Genomic DNA, 16997 nt, shown 5'->3' with positions numbered 1-16997 from the left:
GCCGTCGATCGCTTTCGCGATGCGAGGCCGCGCGATATCAGCGCCGGTTGGAGCGCTTGGTGTCGTGCCCGAGCTCTGGTTTCACCGCGCTGAGCGCCGCGGCCAGTTCGTCGATATGATAGGGCTTCGGCAGAATCTGGATTCCCGCCAGTTCGGCCTCGTGAACCGCGGCCTCGGAATAACCGCTGGTCAGGAGGACGGGCAAGTCGCTCCGTCTCCTCCGGATCTCCCGCGCCAACTCGACGCCGTTCATGCCGCCGGGCATCATGATATCTGAGAAGATCAGATCGACGGCACGGCCGTCGGCCAGGGCACCGAGCGCGGCGGCGCCGCTCGCCGCGCGCGTGACCTCGTAACCGAGCTGCCCGAGCATTTCGCTGACCAGCGCTGCAACCTCGTCATCGTCCTCGACCAGGAGGATCCGGCCATGGGTGCTCCTGGTCGGCCGCACCATGTTGAGATCGATGAGGTGCCGCTCCTTGGTGGGAACGTTGAGCGAGCGCGGCAGATAGAGTTCGATGCTGGTGCCCTTGCCGACCGCCGACCGAATGCGAACCGAGCCCCGGGACTGCGTGGCAAATCCATGGACCTGGGCGAGCCCGAGACCCGAGCCCTTTCCGATCTCCTTGGTCGTGAAGAACGGCTCGAAAACGCGCGACATGATCTCAGGCGCCATGCCGACGCCGGTATCGACGACCGACAGGCGCACATAGTCTCCGGCGATCTGCTCGTCGTCCAGCTCGGGAAGGTTTTCTCCGCGCACGACAATCGTGCCGCCATTGGGCATGGCGTCGCGGGCGTTGACGGCAAGATTGAGGATCACGAGTTCAAGCTCGCCGGGATCGACCTCCACCGGCCACAGCGTGTCCGGAAAGTCGAATTCGACGTGAACGTCGCCTCTCAGGCTTCGATCGAGCAGTTCGCGCATGCCGCCCATCTGCGATGCGATGTCGACGGGCTCCGGCCGGAGCGTCTGCCGGCGCGAGAACGCGAGAAGCTGCCGGGTCAGGCTGGCGCCGCGCTGGGCGGCCTGGACCATGCCGTCCATCAGCCGGCGGCGGCGGGCAGGGTCGGTCTGGCGGTCGAGCATGTCGAGGCCGCCGGAGATGACCATCAGCAGATTGTTGAAGTCGTGCGCCACGCCGCCGGTCAGTTGGCCGATGGCTTCGATCTTCTGGGCCTGGCGGAGCGTCTCCTCGACCCGGGTCCGCTCGCTCATTTCGCGGCGCAATTGCTCGTTGGCCTCCTCCAGCGCGCGGGTGCGGTCGACCACCAGCTTTTCGAGCTGCTGCGCTGTCTGCTCCCGCGCCGCGAGCAAGGCCCGAATTTCATACTGGCGCCGCCGCGCCCGCATGGCCGACTGGATGGCGCTGGTCAGCGTCATCGGCTGGACCGGCCGCTCCAGCAGCGAGACGTTACGAAGAAGCGCGACGATGCTGCGTCGCCACGCGACGACGGCGGGCTGTTCGCGATGGCTGGTGAGGATGACGAAAGGGAGGTCGGACCATGGCGGCTGGTTCGCGATCCATTGCGCCAGCGGCGCGGTATCTTTTCCGAACAGGCCTTCCTCGGCCAGGAGAACCGCGCCCACGCCAGCACTCATCTCGCTGACGAGCTCAGGGAGACTTCGACAATTGATGGCCGCAAGGTTCGCGTTGCGGAAAAGTTCGGCGGAAGCCTGTCCGTCGCGGCCGATCGGAGCGAATATCAGAACCTGCTGATCGCGGTCGGCGCTCATCCGGCGGACCCTTCCGGCATCGTCTTGCCCGTATATACGGGATTGCCGGAGAAGATGCCGCTGAAATCCCGGAGCGGCGGCCCGAGCTTGATGCCGGCGCTGCCGAGGCGAAATTCGCGGATGGTGTGTTCATGGTGGCCGCTGCGCTTCTTGACGACTGAGAGCGCGCGTCGCACCGTACCTCCCATTTCAAAATATCGCAGCATGATGACGGCATCGCTCAGATAGCTGATGTCCAGCGGCGTATCCATCGGTCCGACCAGACCGTGCTGGGCGAGGACCAGGATGGTCAGCACGCCCTGCTGCCCGAGATAGGTCAGGAGCTCGTGCATCTGCAGGATGAGAAATCGCTCGTCGGGCATCGCGGCCAGATAGCCGTTCAGGCTGTCGATGACGACGACGCGGGCGTTGTCGATCTCGACGCTCTTCCGCACGTTTGCGGCAAACTCGCCCGGAGACAGCTCGGCGGGGTCGATCTGTTGAAAGCGGATATGTCCGGACTCGACGTACTGTTCGAGAGGTAGACCGAGCGTCCTGGAGCGCGCCTCGACTGTGCCGCGACCTTCGTCGAATGCGAAGAAGGCGGCGCGCTCGCCGCGTTGCGCCGCTGCCGTCACGTAGGTGAGTGCAACGGACGACTTGCCGACTCCGGCAGCGCCGATGAGAAGCGCGTTCGTGCCACGCTCGAGACCGCCTCCCAGGAGTTGATCCAGCTCGGCGTTTCCGCTGGGGGTGAGCTCGCCGAGAAAAGACCTGTGATGTTCGGCCGCGACCAGGCGGGGGAAGATCCGCAACCCTCCCGCCTCGATATTGAAATCGTGGAAGCCGCCGCGAAAATTCATGCCGCGCATCTTGATCACGCGAAGCCGCCGCCGCTCCGAGCCATAGTCGATGGCGAGTTGTTCGAGCATCACCACGCCGTGCGCAATCGAATGCAGTTGCAGATCGTCCTGGGACGATGAGAGATCGTCAAGGAGGACGACCGTGCAATTGCGGTTGGTGAAGAAGTGTTTCAGGGCCAGAACCTGGCGCCTGTAACGAAGCGGGTTCTGTGCAAGCAGGCGTAATTCGGACAGGCTGTCGAGCACCACGCGGGTGGGATTGATGCGCTCGACCTCCTTGAATATCAGTCCGGTGGTTTCGCTCAGCTCCATCTCGGCCGGGTGGAACACCGTGAGTTCGCGGTCAGGATCGAGCGTCGTCTCGGCCGGCACCAGTTCGAAGATGTCGAGGCCCTTGAGCGACCAGCCATGCCGCTTCGCCACCAGGTCCAGCTCGCGCTTGCTCTCGGACAGGGAAATGTAGAGCACGCGTTCGCCGTTCTGGACGCCCTTCAGCAGAAACTGGAGCGCCATGGTGGTCTTGCCGGTGCCGGGCCTGCCCTCATACAGGTACATCCGGTTGGCGTCGAAGCCCCCTCCGAGGATGTCATCCAGCCCCTGGCTGCCTGTCGAAATCCTCGGCAAATCTGTGGGCTCACCGTCTTGGGCGGCGCCGGCTTTACTGATCATCGAACTTCCTGACGCTGTTTACCCCGAAAAGGGCGCCATCGGTGTTTGAGTACCAAGGCTGAGACCTTGGCCTAAAAGGCAGTTGGAAGGAACTCGAAGATCGGCGCCGAGTTCCATGTCTGACCGGCGGTAACCCGCCAGCGGTCGTCGCGAGGTGGAAGGACTGGAATGAGCGGGTTCGTGACCACGCGCGGTCCATCGCATTCCTGCCAGACCAAGCTCAATCGTTCGGTCCGGGGCTTGCCGGTCAGATTTCTGCCCCGCGCGGGTGAATGCGACCGGCTTGGGTGAGGGAGTTTCGGATCGTTCGAAGGCAAACGCACGCAGCGCCCCCCGCAGGAGCGGTCCGGCTAACCGGCCTTCACAATGGTGCTGCGGTCCAGCGCATCAGCCTCCGCATCGAACTGCCTCGAGAGGTCGCGAAGCTTCCGCGAATCTTCAAGGCTGCTGATTGTGCTGGAGAGACGTTCCGCCCTTCGGGCCTGGTCCCGCAACTCTTCCGACATCCTGCCCATGACGTGAACTTCCGCTGAAAGATGAGACAACGACGCCTCTGCGGAAAAGTTCATTGGTGCAGAGGAGGTTTCGGCCGCCGCACCAGCACCGGGCCGATGCTCTCGGCTGCTTCCTTGCCGTCCTCTATCGCATAAACGGTGCCGAGCGCCGCGACCTCGCATGACGCCATGCCCGGGATCAGCGCGAATGCGGGTGAGATCGCCGAGGCACTCATTCATTCTAACACAACCTAACGAGCAATCTTCGCCGCGTTCGCTAAATGTCGCGGGACGACAGCGGCTGCGATTTTCAAAAAAGCACGATACCAACGGGAGATGATATGACGTCCAAGGCGCCAATCGAATTGTTGCCGCGGCCTGCGAATGTATCGCGCCGCGGCTTCGTGGGAGGCCTCTCGGCCGGCATTCTCGGCGCGGTTGCGACCGAGGCGGCAGGTGCCGAGTCGCTGGCCGACGTACCCGATCGCGGGCCCGGCGCCGATCTTGGCGCGCACAGCGAACGATCCCGTTTCTCCAAGCTCGATCGTATTCCCGAGGCCACGCCGGGCAAGCGCAACGTCGATCCGAGCGATGCCATCAATTCCAAGACGCCGCATCAAAAGCTGGTCGGCAACATCACGCCGACCGATCTGCACTACGAGCGCAGCCATTCCGGCGTGCCGGACATAGATCCCGCACAGCACAGATTGCTGATCCACGGCATGGTGCAGAAGCCGCTGGTGTTCAGTGTCGAGGATCTGAAGCGGATGCCGTCGATCACGCGCGTGGTCTTCATCGAATGCACCGGCAACGGCTGGGAGAACTGGAAAAAGGCCGACCCGGACGTGACGGTGCAGAACACGCACGGCCTCGTCAGCACCAACGAGTGGACCGGCGTGCCGCTCAAGTCCCTGATCGACCTTGTCGCCAGGGACAAGGGTGCGAGCTGGATGCTCGCGGAGGGCGGCGACGGCGCGGGCGTGGACCGCAGCATTCCGCTCACCGACGAGATCGTGAACGAGGCCTTCGTCGCCTATGGACAGAACGGCGAGCCCCTGCGGCCCGCGCACGGCTTTCCGATGCGGCTGGTGATGCCCGGGTTCGAGGGCAACCTCAATATCAAATGGCTGCGGCGCCTCAAGTTCGGCAACGCACCCTGGATGACGCGCTGGGAGACGGCGCGCTACACGCAGTTGCTGGCGAACGGGAAGGCGCGCCAATTCCAGCTCCGGATGGAAACCAACTCGGTCATTACCCAGCCCTCCGGCATGATGCAGATCCAGCCGGGTTATAGCCGCATCTCCGGCCTTGCCTGGAGCGGCCACGGCAAGATCGCGAACGTCGAGATATCGACCGACGGCGCAAAAACCTGGAAGCGGGCGCAACTGACCCAGCCCGTCCTCTCCAAGGCGCAGGTTCGATTCCAGATGGATTGGGTCTGGGACGGCAAGCCGACCAAGATCGTGAGCCGCTCGACCGACGAGAAGGGCAACGTTCAGCCGGACCGGCAGTCGTTCATCGCCGCGACGGGGACCAACGCCCTGTTTCACTACAATGCCCAGCAGACCTGGAGCATCGACGAGGCCGGGAGGGTTCGCAATGTCCTCGCATGACAAGCTGCTTCTCGCCGGGATCCTCACGGTCGGGCTACTCGCAGCGCCCGCACTGGCTTTCGACTTCGGACGTCCCGCGACGCCAGGTGAGATCAAGCTGTGGGACATCGACGTCGGACCGGACGGCAACGGCCTTCCAGACGGCAGCGGCACGGCAGCGCAAGGCAAGCAGGTGTATTCCGACTATTGCGCGGCCTGTCATGGCGACAACGGCCAGGGTGGCATCAAGGATCGCCTCGCCGGCGGGCAGGGCACGCTCGCGTCCAACATGCCGGTCAAGACCGTCGGCAGCTTCTGGCCCTATGCGACGACCCTGTTCGACTACATTCATCGCGCGATGCCGTATCCGACGCCGGGCTCGCTCAGCACCGACGAGACCTATGCCGTCACGGCCTACATCCTGAGCCTCAACGGCATCGTTCCCGCCGACGGCAAGATCGACAAGGACTCCTTGCCGAAGATCAAAATGCCCAATCGCGACGGCTTCATTCCGGAGCCGGAATTCGACCCGGCGAAGTTATTCCGCAAAAAGTGAGCGGGTGATCATGAGGCTTTCGGCACGGATCAGGATCCTCGCGCTGCTTGCAGCGATATGTTCATGGGAGACACAGGCAATGGCCGCAGACGGACTCATCACCATCAAGAGTGCCTTTGGACCGGAAGAGACGATGAAGCGGCTCGAGGCCGAAGTGAAGGCGAAAGGCCTCACCGTGTTTGCCCATGTCGATCACGCCGCGGGCGCCGCTGCGGTCGGCCTGCCGCTGCGGCCGACCGATCTCCTTATCTTTGGCAACGCCAAGGGCGGCACGCCGTTGATGCAGCAGGCGCAGACGATCGGCATCGACCTGCCGTTGAAGGCGCTGGTCTGGCAGGACGAGCAAGGCGCGACCTGGCTCAGCTACAACGATCCGAACTGGCTCACGCACCGGCATGGCGTTGGCGATGCCGTCAAGCCCCCGGTCGAGGCGATGTCGGGCGCGCTGAAGGCGATCGCCGCCAAGGCGACGAGCGCACCCTGAACATGCATGAGCATCTGGAGATCCTGCATCGATGTGCCCGGCGCGGCTCGCGCCTCTGCGTGGTCGTCGTGAGCGTTGGTGCCGCGCTGGCACTGCTCACGGCGGCTGCCGCCGCCGAACCGGTGCAGCCAAAACAGCTGATCGTCGACGACAGCCGGCCGCGTGCGGAGGTCGAGGCGCAGATCCTCGCCGCGCGCAACTACGACACGTTGTGGAACACCGGAGGAGTTCGGGCCATGGTTTCCCAAATCATGCGCAAGAACGAGATCGCGCGTTGCGCGATCGGAAGTGCCCTGACGCTGCGCGAGGAGGAGGTCATATGACGAGGCACCTGACGATGCGGGCCGGAAGTGCCCTGCTCGTGACGGTCGTGGCGGTCATCGCCTTCGTGGCCGGCTGTCAATGGAGCCATCCATCGGGGCATCTTCTCTCGATCATGTCGGAGCTGTGCGGGGACGAAGCGCCGTTCGTCGCCGAGAACCGCGCTGCCATGCAGCGCATGATGGACGGCATGGCGATCGAGCCGTCCGGCGATGTCGATCGCGATTTCTCGACCATGATGATCGCTCATCACCAGGGCGCGATCGAGATGGCGCAGGCCGAGCTGCGTCATGGCCGGAACGAGCTGCTGCGCCGGATCGCGCAGGAAATCGTCGTCGAGCAGCAGCAGGAGATCGCCGCGATGCGTCTGGCGCGCGGTGAAAGCCTTGCGCGCTCCACGGCCTCGCCGGATCGAGCCGTCCAGTCGCTGGCGCCGGTCAAGGCCCTGTCTTACCCAACGACGGTCGCATCGACCGCCCCACGCCAATAAGGAGGCTACCATCATGCGCCGAATGTTGAAGATTGCGGTCGCGGCCGTCGCGATGAACGCTTTATCCGTGGCGGCATGGGCTGGCCAGGCCCCGGGGCTCGCAACGGCCGCCGACATCCCGATCAGTCATCACGACCGCGTCTACGCCGCCGAGCAATTCTCCAACACCGTTTCGGTGACGGACCCGATGGACAACAAGCTGCTCGGCGTCATTCGCCTGGGCGCGCCGTCGCCGGCGAATTTCAGCCCGCTCTACCGTGGCCAGTTGCTCGTGCATGGCATGGGATATTCGCCCGACCATCGCACGCTCGCCGTTGTTTCGATCGGCTCGAACTCGGTGACGTTCATCGATACCGCGACCAACGCCGTCAAGCATACGACCTATGTCGGGCGCTCGCCTCATGAGGCGTTCTTCACGCCCGACGGCAAGGAGGTCTGGGTCACGGTCCGCGGCGAGAACTATGTCGCCGTGCTCGATGCGGGCAGTTATCAGGAGAAGACCCGCATCACGCTCCCCAATGGCCCAGGCATGCAAATCTTCTCGCCCGACGGCAAGTACGGCTATGTCTGCTCGTCGTTCAATCCGGAAACGACCGTCGTGTCGGTCGCCGACCATGCGATCGTCGGCAAGGTCGCGCAGGCGAGCCCGTTCTGTCCCGACATCGCGGCGACGCCGGATGGCACGCAGGTCTGGTTCACCCTCAAGGACATCGGCAAGGCGCAGGTCTTCGACGCGCGTCCGCCCTTCACCGTGCTGAAGACCCTCGACACCGGTCCGATTACGAACCACGTCAACATCGTTCGCAACTCCAATGGTCAGTTCGCCTATATCACCGTCGGCGGCCTCAACGAGATTCAGGTCTATCGCACCGACGATTTCATAAAGGTGGCGACGATTCCTGTCGGCAAGTTGCCGCACGGCATCTGGCCGTCCGGTGATGGCACGCGGGTCTATGTCGGGCTGGAGAACGACGATCAGATGATCGCGGTCGACACGCTCGCCAATCGCGTCATCGCGAGCATTCCGATCGGCCAGGCTCCCCAGGCCGTGGCCTATGTCCCCAACGCGGTGCCTGGAATGGGCATGTCCGGCAACGAGGCCATGAGCGTCATGGACGGTGCCGCGAGTCCCGGGACCGGTGCGCTGCAGCCGCTCGACGTGGCCGGCCGTGTCGCTCATATCGCGATGACTGCGCCAGGTGCGGCCGTGTCGAGCGTTGCGCCGGCAGCGACAAGTGTGAGCCTGTTCGATCAGGGCTTGTCGCAGGTGTTGCAGGCTGCGGTCACGGGCCTCGAGCCGAGACGCTCCTATGTCCTTGCGCTGGCCGGTCTGCCTGACGGCAGCGGGAGCCTTGAGCCGCTCGCCAGTTTCGTCACCAACCCCGCCGGCGCTGCGATCGTGAACGCGCTTGGTCCTATCAGGCAGATCGTGCAAGGAAGTGCAGAGGGAGCGCGGCGCTATCTGGTGATTGCACCGGGGTCCATGGCCGAGCTCGGCAAGGCTGTGCAGGTGCAGGTCCCCTGAATTGCCGATGATGTCATGCTGCTCCTGTGTTGCCCGACAAAGCAACCGGAGCTGTTCGTTGCCGGCGCCGACAGCGACGCATACCGCAGGAGAACGCCATGAGCGCGACGGAAGAGCCACCGGCACCATCCACCTCACAAGGCAGCAAGTTCGCCAGATGGCTCGTCATCGCAGTGTTGTGCGCGATGCTCGTCGGCGCCGGCGTTCTCGGCTATCTCGGTTGGACCAGCACCGATACCAACGTGCCGGCGTCAGGCTATGTCGCGCTGGCGCTGGGTGTCGTGTTCTCGCTGGTCGTCGGCGTCGGCCTGATGGCGCTGGTGTTCTACAGCAGCCGCAAGGGCTATGATGAACCGGTGGTGCTGATCCCGGAGCCGGAGAGCGAACCGGAGGGTGGAGAAGTCCGCCCGCGTTGAGGGGCAAAGATCGACGATGCCATCATGCTCCTGTCTTGCCCGACGCGTCAACGGATTTTCCGAATCGAACCGTGGCCCGGATGGAGCGCAGCACAATCCGGGGCCGGTGATGCGTCGTGCAAAGATCCCGGATTTCGCTGCGCTCCATCCGGGCTGCGGTCTCGGATTCTTGCACTCACGTAAGCCATTGATTTCACAACCCCCGTCTACTGTGCATGGGGTTGTTTTCGCGGTTTTAGTTGTGAGAGGGCTTCAGCCCGCCCCCAGCGCGACCGCGACATTGTAGGTCACGAGGCTCGCTGCATAGGCCAGCACCAGCATGTAGCCGAACGTCGCGGCCATCCAGCCCCAGCTTCCGGTCTCGCGTTTGATCACGGCGAGGGTCGAGGCACATTGCGGGGCGAAGATGTACCAGGCCAGCATCGATAGCGCGGTTGCGAGCGACCATTTCGTCGCCAGCACCGAGCCGATCTGCTCGGCCGCTTCCTTGCCGCCTTCGATCGCATAGACGGTGCCGAGCGCCGCGACCGCGACCTCGCGCGCCGCCATGCCCGGGATCAGCGCGACCGCGATCTGCCAGTTGAAACCGACGGGGGCGAGCAGGGGCTCGAGCCATTTGCCGATCATGGCGGCGAGGCTGAAGTCGATGGCCGGCTCGGTGGCGCCCGCGGGCGGCTGCGGGAACGAGGCCAGAAACCAGATCAGCACCATCATCGAGAAGATCGTGGTGCCGGCGCGGTAGAGGAACATCTTGGCGCGGGTGTAGATGCCGATCACGATCGATTTCAGCCGCGGCATCTTGTAGTCCGGCAGCTCCAGCATGAACGGCGCGGGCGCATAGTCGCGCAGCATGAAGAACTTGATCAGGAACGAAACCAGGAGCGCGCTGGCGATGCCGGCGGCGTAGAGGCCGAACATCACGAGGCCCTGCAGGTTGATGAATCCCCAGACGTCCTTCGCCGGAATGAAGGCGGAGATGATCAGCGTGTAGACCGGAATGCGCGCCGAGCAGGTCATCAGCGGCGCGATCAGGATCGTGGTCAGCCGGTCGCGCTTGTTGTCGATCACGCGCGTCGCCATGATGCCGGGAATGGCGCAGGCAAAGCTCGACAGCAGCGGAATGAAGGCGCGGCCATGCAGTCCCGCGCCGCCCATGATGCGGTCCATCAGGAACGCGGCGCGCGCCATGTAGCCGAAATCTTCCAGCAGCAGGATGAACAGGAAGATGAGGATGATCTGCGGCAGGAACACGATGACGCTGCCGACGCCCGAGATCACGCCGTTCTGGAGGAAGCTCTGCAGCAGGCCGTCGGGCAGCGTGGCCTGCACGAGCTCGCCGAGCGCGTCGAAGCTGGACTTGAACAGGTCCATCACCGGCTGCGCCCAGGCGAACACCGCCTGGAACATCACGAACAGGATCAGCGCGAGCACGACCAGGCCGCCGACGGGATGCAGCACCACGGCGTCGATCCGCGCGGTCCAGGTGTCGGGCCTGGCAGGCAGACTGACGCAATCGGCGATGATGCGATCGGCCTCGCGCTGGGTCGCGCGCAGCTCCGCGACACTGAGCGTGCGCCAGTTGTTCTCCTGCGGCGGCTCGGCGGCGAGCTTGGCCGAGATCTCGTCTGTCAGGGCCAGCAGGTCGGCCGTGCCGCCCTTGCGCACCGCGATCGAGGTGACCACGGGGACGCCGAGTTCCTTGGCGAGCCGTTCGACGTCGACCGTGATGCCGCGGCGGCTGGCGATGTCGAACATGTTGAGCACGAGGACCATCGGCCGTCCGGTGCGCTTGAGCTCCAGCAGCAGGCGGATGGTCAGGCGCAGATTGGTGCTGTCGGCGACGCACAGCACGAGGTCCGGCACGGTCTCGCCGGAGGCTTGGCCGAGCACGAAGTCGCGGGTGATTTCCTCGTCCGGGCTGCGGCCGCGCAGCGAATAGGTGCCGGGGAGGTCGACGACGGAGACCTGGCGCCCCTGCGGCGTGACGAAGAAGCCTTCCTTGCGCTCGACCGTGACGCCCGGATAGTTCGCGACCTTCTGCCGGCTGCCGGTCAGCGCATTGAACAACGAGGTCTTGCCGCTGTTGGGCGTGCCCACCAGGGCGAGATGCAGCAGGGGTAATTCCATGGGATCAGGCCTTGGATCGGGGTCCGGTCGCTGTCTAGGCGACGATGATGGCCATGGCCTCACGACGGCGGACCGCGATCGTGATGTTGTCGACACGGACGGCGATCGGGTCGCGCCCGACCAGCCCTTCGTGCAGGACCTCGACCCGGGCGCCCTCGACGAAGCCGAGCTCGATCAGGCGGCTCTCCAGCTCGATGTCCGAGAGGGCCGAGCCCGCGCCCTTGGCGGAGAGGTGCTGAATGACGCCGGTATAGCCGCGCTGGGCCAGGCCCAGCGGCATTTGCGTACGCGTATCATTGGTGTCGGTCATGCCCTGTATTTTCAACGCAGGGCATGGAGGTCAAGCGCGCCGGGTCGCCGAAGCTGCACCTTAGAGTGATTTTAAAGTGCAAAAGGTTGTGACCCGGGAAAGCGCCCCCGGCGGCTACAGCGCCGGGACCTTTTCCGCCTGGATGGCGGCCATGGCGCGGCTCTTGAAGTAGTCGAGCACGAACAGGCGGATCGCCGAGGACAGATTGCCCTGCTGGCGGGCGCCGTCGATCTCGCCGACGAGCTCGGACAGCGTCATGTTGCGCAGGCCCGAGATCTCCTTCATGCCGTTCCAGAACGCCTCTTCCAGGCTGACGCTGGTCTTGTGGCCGGCGACCACGATCGATCGTTTCACGACGGGCGACTTCATGACTGATCCTCGTGATCGATCTGGTGCTGGTCCAGATGCGCCTTCGCCTTGTCCGCGCGCGTCTCCTCCACCGATCGCTCCGCCTTCGTGCGGCCGAACTTCGTTCGGTTGACGTCCGCCTGCTTCGCCGATGCTTCCCGCTCGGCGCGCTTCCGGAAACGATTCAGGTTGATGACGTTCCCCATGCCGCGTCTCCATCATCCGCTCCTCTTCAGGCAGGATGAAACATTCAGAAACTGGGCGCCGCGTCGGGCCCCGCAAGATTTGATCGCCATTCGCTCGTCCTCGTCAATCGGCCCCTCGGGCCATCAAACGATGAATTAGGCCCGTCAGGAGCGGAGAGGCTGCGTAGCACGCTCCCTCGCCGCGGCATTGACGGTAATCAAATCCGGCCCGCTTAGCCTTAAATTTATGGGCTCGCGGGCTCCGTATCATTACGGATGGCTATCGGAATTCGGAATTCATCCGGGCCGCGTCATTTTCTCCGGCTGCACCAGCCGATCGAATTCGTCTGCCGAGACGAAGCCCATGCGGAGCGCTTCCTCCTTCAGCGTGGTGCCGTTGTGATGCGCGGTCTTGGCGACCTTGGCGGCGTTGTCGTAGCCGATTTTCGGGGCGAGTGCCGTCACCAGCATCAGCGAGCGCTGCATCAGCTCCTTGATGCGCTTCTCGTCGGCGCGGATGCCGTCGACGCAATGTTCGGTGAAGGAGCGCGCCGCATCCGCCATCAGGCGGATCGAGTGCAGCATGTTGTAGGCCAGCACCGGCTTGTAGACGTTGAGCTCGAAATGGCCCTGGCTGCCTGCGACCGTGATGGCGGTGTGATTGCCGAACACCTGGCAGCACACCATGGTCATCGCCTCGCACTGCGTCGGATTGACCTTGCCCGGCATGATCGAGGAGCCCGGCTCGTTCTCCGGCAGGACCAGTTCGCCGAGGCCCGAGCGGGGGCCCGATCCGAGCAGGCGGATGTCGTTGGCGATCTTGAACAGGCCTGTCGCGACCGAATTGATGGCGCCGTGCGCCAGCACATAGGCGTCGTTGGACGCCAGCGCCTCGAATTTGTTGGCGGCGCTGGTGAAGGGGAGTTTCGTGATCCCGGCCGCGTGCTTCGCAAACAGCTTTGCAAAGCGCGGCTTGGAGTTGAGGCCGGTGCCGACGGCGGTGCCGCCCTGCGCCAGCGGATAGAGATCCTTCACCGCGACCCTGAGACGGGCGATGCCGCTTTCGACCTGCGCGGCATAGCCGGAGAATTCCTGGCCGAGCGTCAGCGGCGTCGCGTCCTGCGTATGCGTGCGGCCGATCTTCACGATCTTCGCGAACTCTTTCTCCTTCTTGCGCAGCGCGCGGAGCAGCTCACCGAGCGCAGGGACGAGATCGACATTGATGCGGCTTGCGGCTGCGATGTGCATGGCGGTCGGAAACGAGTCGTTCGACGACTGGCTCATGTTGACGTGGTCGTTGGGATGCACCGGCTTCTTGGCACCGAGCTCGCCGCCGAGCATCTCGTTGGCGCGGTTGGCGATGACCTCGTTGAGGTTCATGTTGCTCTGGGTGCCCGAGCCGGTCTGCCAGACCACCAGCGGAAAATGATCGTCGAGCTTGCCCTCGATCACCTCGCGCGCGGCACGGATGATTGCATTGGCGCGGCGCTGGTCGAGCAGGCCAAGCTCGAGGTTGGACTGTGCGGCGGCAAGCTTGACGATGCCGAGCGCATGCACGAGCGAGATTGGCATGCGGTCGATGCCGATGCGAAAATTCTGGCGCGAGCGTTCGGTCTGCGCCCCCCAATAGCGATCGGCGGGGACCTCGATGGGACCGAAGCTGTCGGTCTCGGTGCGGGTCGCGGGGCGGGCAGTCTTCGCAAGCTTGGCCATGAGCACATCCATTCTGCCGCACGAAACGCCGCGCGGCCTCGTCATGTGCTTCTCTATATAGAGAGTTTGGCCCGGCGCGACGGCTTCGCGCCCAACCTAGATCATTTCTTGCGGAAACGATCGAGCCGCACCACCTCGGCGCCGCCCTGGTTCGGGGCAGCCGGCTCTTCAGTGCTGTCCGCCGCTTCCGTCGCAGGTGCCGGCACCGCGACGGCCGAGGCCGCCGGAGCGGCCGGCAGATTCTCGGGCGCGACCTCGGCGACATCGGAGGTGTCGAACTGGAGGCCGAATTTCACGGACGGATCGAGGAAGCTCTTGATGGCGCCAAACGGCACGATCAGCCGCTCCGGAATGCCGCCGAAGGACAGGCCAACCTCGAAACGATCCTCGAGCACGGTCAGGTCCCAGAACTGATGCTGGAGGATGATCGTCATTTCTTCCGGATATTGCGCGAGCAGCCGCGACGAGATCTTCACGCCATCAGCCTTCGACATGAAGGTGATGAAGAAATGGTGCTCGCCGGGAAGTCCATGGGACGCGGCATCGGTCAGCACCTTCCGCAGCACGCCGCGCAGCGCGTCGCGGGCCAGCACATCGTATCGGATATGATCGGTCGCCATGGTGGTCCTGTTGCATTCCAGGAGTTGGGCCCTGCCGGCCCGACTCGCCAAGCCGCAATAGTACCGCGCCTGACGGGTCAGCAGGAGTCCCCGCCGGGAAGGAAATCAAAGGTAAGTGGAGGCTTCTGTTGCCAGGTGCCTCCGAACCCCGCCTAACGGAGCTTAACCCGTTAGGACTTCAGAATGGTCTTTCAAACTGCGTTACGCAGCCTGAGCAACCGGAGCAAAGTTGTCGTTGGCAACTATTGCATAGCCCGATAACGGCGGAACAATACCGGGAAAAAGTTCGCCCTTTACGCCCTCGTCGATCCTATTTCGCCCCCGCCGAAGCTCACCTGTCAGTGGGCCAAGCCCGCCGAACGATGAGCTTTGGTGGAGGCGCCGGGTACCGCCCCCGGGTCCGAATGGTTTATTGCGACGACCGTTTATTTCCATAGCCGGCGAACCGGCACCCCCAATATAGGGGGCAAAGGTTTCAAATGACAGGTGTTTCGAGGAGGCCTGGCGAGGTTCCCTTTGGATAGGTTCCGAACCGCCTTCCGGAGAACTTGGCCACGCGGCGGCCTGCGTTCTAAGCTCCTGACATGTCCCCGGATTCCGCACCGGCCGCCCAAGAGCCGGACGTCCACGCCTCACCGCCCGGTCTGCTGGCCCTGTTCCTGGCGTTCGCCCGGATGTCGCTGGCCGGCTTCGGCGGGGTCTTGGTGTTTGCCCGGCGCGCCATCGTCGACCAGCACCGCTGGATGACGGCCGACGAGTTCAACGAGACCTTTGCGCTCTGCCACTTCCTGCCCGGGCCCAATATCGTCAACCTGTCGATGGTGTTCGGCTCGCGGCTGCGCGGGATCGCCGGCGGCGTGGCCGCCTTCACCGGACTTTTGCTGCCGCCGACGGTGATCATGACCGTGCTGGCGATCATCTACGCCCGCTTCGGCGATGTGGAGGTGCTGCGTCGTATTCTCGCGGGCATTTCTTGCGCCGCGGTCGGCCTCCTGATCGCGGTGGTCTTCCGGATGATGACGCCGCTGCTCAAGCGGATGGACCTAGTCGTGATCGTCCTGATGCTCGGCGTGTTCGTGGCCATCGGCGTGCTCCGCCTGCCGCTCCAGGCGGTGCTGCTGGTCGCGATCCCCGTCAGCATCGGCGTCACCTATTTGATGCGGCGGAAGGTAGCAGCATGAACAGCGAGAACCCGATCTGGGCGCTGATCTCCACCTTTGGTCTAATGTCGCTGTTCGCGGTCGGCGGCGCCGCGGCGGCGGTACCAGAGATGCACCGCATCGCCGTCGACGTGCATCACTGGATGACCGAGAAACAATTCGCCGACGCCTACGCGATCGCGCAGCTCTCGCCAGGTCCGAACGTGCTTATCGTGACGTTAATCGGCTATGCCGTCGCGGGCATCCCCGGCGCATTGGCGGCGACGCTGGCGATGTGCCTGCCGACGGCGCTGCTTGCCTATTATGTCAGCCGTCTCTTGAGCCGGCCCAGCCAGTCGCGCTGGCCCGGCCTGATTCAGGCTGCACTTGTTCCGCTCTCGATCGGATTGATGGCGGCGAGTGCCCTGATCCTGGCCCAGTCGACCGATCGCACCATTGCTGCACTGCTTCTGACCGCAACGGTTGCAGTGATCGCTTCGGTCTCGCGCATCAATCCATTATGGCTTCTGCTGGCCGGGGGTCTGTTTGGTTTTGCTGGCATTGTGTGATGAAAATCGCTAGGCAGTGGGCGGGCCGGGGATCCCTTCCAGCCGATTAGAACAACAGTGCTCGTGACTTACGGGTCGCGGAGGAGACATGCATGGCCGAGACGATGGGCCACTCAGCGACGGCCACCCGAAACACGTCGGTGGCGATCGGCTTTTGTCTGTTGGCGGTCGCGCCGCAGATTTTCGAATTCATCTGGTCGATCGGGACGATTTTCGGCTGGGGCGCAGGGCGCGGCCCGGCCACCGTCCTGATGAGCCACGCCACCGCGCTGCTTGCCGGCGGTCCCGGCGCGATGATCGGAGCCATCGGCGGTGACACCAAGAAGACGTCATCCGATGTGCTGCTGGCGTTGATCTACTCCTATCCGATTTTTGCGGTGGCCATCCTCACGCTGTTCATGACCATCAGGTCGGCGCAGGACTATATCGGCGGCGTCATCCTGATGGCGCTCGCACTGTTCGCGCTGTGGGCCTCGAGCGATTTGCAGGGCATGCGCGGCTTTTCCTTCGGTGCCGGCACCGCGCCGCGGATGTTCGGCGGATTGCTGGTGGCCCTGTCCGCCGGCATCGCCCTGACCGGCCTTCTGGCCGATGGCCCGGCGCTCGCCCATTATTCCTGGCGCGGGCCGCTGTTCGTGATGATCTCGATCCTGTTCTTCGCGCTGGCCATCCGGCCGCTCGGCCTCGTCGTGTCGGCCTTTGTCAGCTTCATGATCGCGGCGACGGGGTCGCATGAGACGCGCTGGCTGGAGGCCGCCATCGTCGGCGGTTGCCTGACGGTCGGTTGCGCCATCCTATTCCCATACGTGCTCGGCTTGCCGATGCCGATGTTTCCGCGTTTCCTGATCCAGTGAGGGCG

General features: G+C 64.2%; 19 protein-coding genes and 1 other RNA gene. 10 read left to right on the top strand and 10 right to left on the bottom strand.

The genetic code is table 11. The features are described from left to right. Positions 1–37: 37 nt before the first annotated feature. From AB7532_RS27495 to AB7532_RS27485, 3 genes are all read right to left on the bottom strand, one after another. The gene (locus tag AB7532_RS27495; RefSeq protein ID WP_441237817.1) at positions 38–1738 is read right to left on the bottom strand and encodes a response regulator; all 1701 of its coding nucleotides are present in this window, start codon (positions 1736–1738) and stop codon (positions 38–40) included. Continuing rightward, positions 1735–3249, bottom strand: coding sequence for an ATPase domain-containing protein (locus AB7532_RS27490; protein WP_441237816.1), 1515 nt, complete (start codon positions 3247–3249; stop codon positions 1735–1737). The genes AB7532_RS27495 and AB7532_RS27490 overlap by 4 nt, the downstream gene beginning before the upstream one ends. A gap of 565 nt (positions 3250–3814) precedes the next feature. Further along, complete coding sequence (locus tag AB7532_RS27485; protein WP_441239427.1) at positions 3815–3979, bottom strand: hypothetical protein; 165 nt, start codon at positions 3977–3979, stop codon at positions 3815–3817. A gap of 105 nt (positions 3980–4084) precedes the next feature. Here AB7532_RS27485 and soxC point away from each other — a divergent pair, with 105 nt between their 5' ends. From soxC to AB7532_RS27450, 7 genes are all read left to right on the top strand, one after another. After that, positions 4085–5356, top strand: coding sequence for a sulfite dehydrogenase (gene soxC, locus AB7532_RS27480; RefSeq protein WP_441237815.1), 1272 nt, complete (start codon positions 4085–4087; stop codon positions 5354–5356). Then, a complete protein-coding gene (locus tag AB7532_RS27475) occupies positions 5343–5891 on the top strand; it encodes a c-type cytochrome (RefSeq protein WP_441237814.1) in 549 nt (182 codons plus the stop codon). Before soxC ends, AB7532_RS27475 begins: the two co-directional genes overlap by 14 nt. Before the next feature lie 10 nt (positions 5892–5901). Continuing rightward, positions 5902–6375 carry a DUF302 domain-containing protein gene (locus AB7532_RS27470; RefSeq protein WP_441237813.1) on the top strand — a complete coding sequence of 158 codons (474 nt, stop codon included), beginning with the start codon at positions 5902–5904 and terminating at the stop codon, positions 6373–6375. A gap of 2 nt (positions 6376–6377) precedes the next feature. After that, a complete protein-coding gene (locus AB7532_RS27465) occupies positions 6378–6698 on the top strand; it encodes a hypothetical protein (protein WP_441237812.1) in 321 nt (106 codons plus the stop codon). Continuing rightward, a complete protein-coding gene (locus AB7532_RS27460) occupies positions 6695–7186 on the top strand; it encodes a DUF305 domain-containing protein (protein ID WP_441237811.1) in 492 nt (163 codons plus the stop codon). Before AB7532_RS27465 ends, AB7532_RS27460 begins: the two co-directional genes overlap by 4 nt. Positions 7187–7199: 13 nt before the next feature. Continuing rightward, positions 7200–8711, top strand: coding sequence for a YncE family protein (locus tag AB7532_RS27455; RefSeq protein WP_441237810.1), 1512 nt, complete (start codon positions 7200–7202; stop codon positions 8709–8711). A gap of 98 nt (positions 8712–8809) precedes the next feature. Continuing rightward, positions 8810–9127: a hypothetical protein gene (locus tag AB7532_RS27450; protein WP_441237809.1), complete on the top strand. Its 318-nt coding sequence runs from the start codon at positions 8810–8812 to the stop codon at positions 9125–9127. A 252-nt stretch (positions 9128–9379) separates the two neighbouring features. Here the strand turns inward: AB7532_RS27450 and feoB are convergent, their stop codons facing one another. The 7 genes from feoB to ssrA all read right to left on the bottom strand — a co-directional run bounded on the left by feoB (position 9380) and on the right by ssrA (position 14919). Further along, entirely contained in the window at positions 9380–11254 is a 1875-nt protein-coding gene (gene feoB, locus AB7532_RS27445) for a ferrous iron transporter B (protein WP_441237808.1), read from the bottom strand. Between the two features lie 34 nt (positions 11255–11288). After that, a complete protein-coding gene (locus tag AB7532_RS27440) occupies positions 11289–11564 on the bottom strand; it encodes a FeoA family protein (protein WP_441237807.1) in 276 nt (91 codons plus the stop codon). A gap of 114 nt (positions 11565–11678) precedes the next feature. Beyond that, complete coding sequence (locus tag AB7532_RS27435) at positions 11679–11933, bottom strand: ribbon-helix-helix domain-containing protein (RefSeq protein WP_354137563.1); 255 nt, start codon at positions 11931–11933, stop codon at positions 11679–11681. Further along, complete coding sequence (locus AB7532_RS27430; protein ID WP_441237806.1) at positions 11930–12118, bottom strand: DUF4169 family protein; 189 nt, start codon at positions 12116–12118, stop codon at positions 11930–11932. The genes AB7532_RS27435 and AB7532_RS27430 overlap by 4 nt, the downstream gene beginning before the upstream one ends. A 276-nt stretch (positions 12119–12394) precedes the next feature. Then, a complete protein-coding gene (fumC, locus tag AB7532_RS27425; protein WP_441237805.1) occupies positions 12395–13822 on the bottom strand; it encodes a class II fumarate hydratase in 1428 nt (475 codons plus the stop codon). A gap of 89 nt (positions 13823–13911) precedes the next feature. Then, positions 13912–14430 (bottom strand): SspB family protein, encoded by a 519-nt coding sequence (locus tag AB7532_RS27420; RefSeq protein ID WP_441237804.1) that lies wholly within the window; start codon positions 14428–14430, stop codon positions 13912–13914. Positions 14431–14544: 114 nt separating this feature from the next. Next, positions 14545–14919, bottom strand: a transfer-messenger RNA (tmRNA) gene (gene ssrA / locus AB7532_RS27415). A 95-nt stretch (positions 14920–15014) separates the two neighbouring features. On the opposite strand from ssrA, the gene AB7532_RS27410 reads away from it, so the two are divergent. The 3 genes from AB7532_RS27410 to AB7532_RS27400 all read left to right on the top strand — a co-directional run bounded on the left by AB7532_RS27410 (position 15015) and on the right by AB7532_RS27400 (position 16992). Then, the gene (locus tag AB7532_RS27410; protein ID WP_441237803.1) at positions 15015–15611 is read left to right on the top strand and encodes a chromate transporter; all 597 of its coding nucleotides are present in this window, start codon (positions 15015–15017) and stop codon (positions 15609–15611) included. Further along, a complete protein-coding gene (locus tag AB7532_RS27405) occupies positions 15608–16138 on the top strand; it encodes a chromate transporter (protein ID WP_441237802.1) in 531 nt (176 codons plus the stop codon). Before AB7532_RS27410 ends, AB7532_RS27405 begins: the two co-directional genes overlap by 4 nt. 92 nt (positions 16139–16230) lie before the next feature. Continuing rightward, on the top strand, positions 16231–16992 hold the full coding sequence (locus AB7532_RS27400) for a tripartite tricarboxylate transporter TctB family protein (protein WP_441237801.1): 762 nt from the start codon (positions 16231–16233) through the stop codon (positions 16990–16992). Positions 16993–16997 lie beyond the last annotated feature (5 nt).

Source organism: Bradyrhizobium sp. 930_D9_N1_4 (assembly GCF_052076015.1).
Taxonomy (GTDB): Bacteria; Pseudomonadota; Alphaproteobacteria; order Rhizobiales; family Xanthobacteraceae; genus Bradyrhizobium.
The sequence above is the reverse complement of the archived record's forward strand: the minus strand, read 5'-3'. Positions and strand labels throughout refer to the sequence as shown.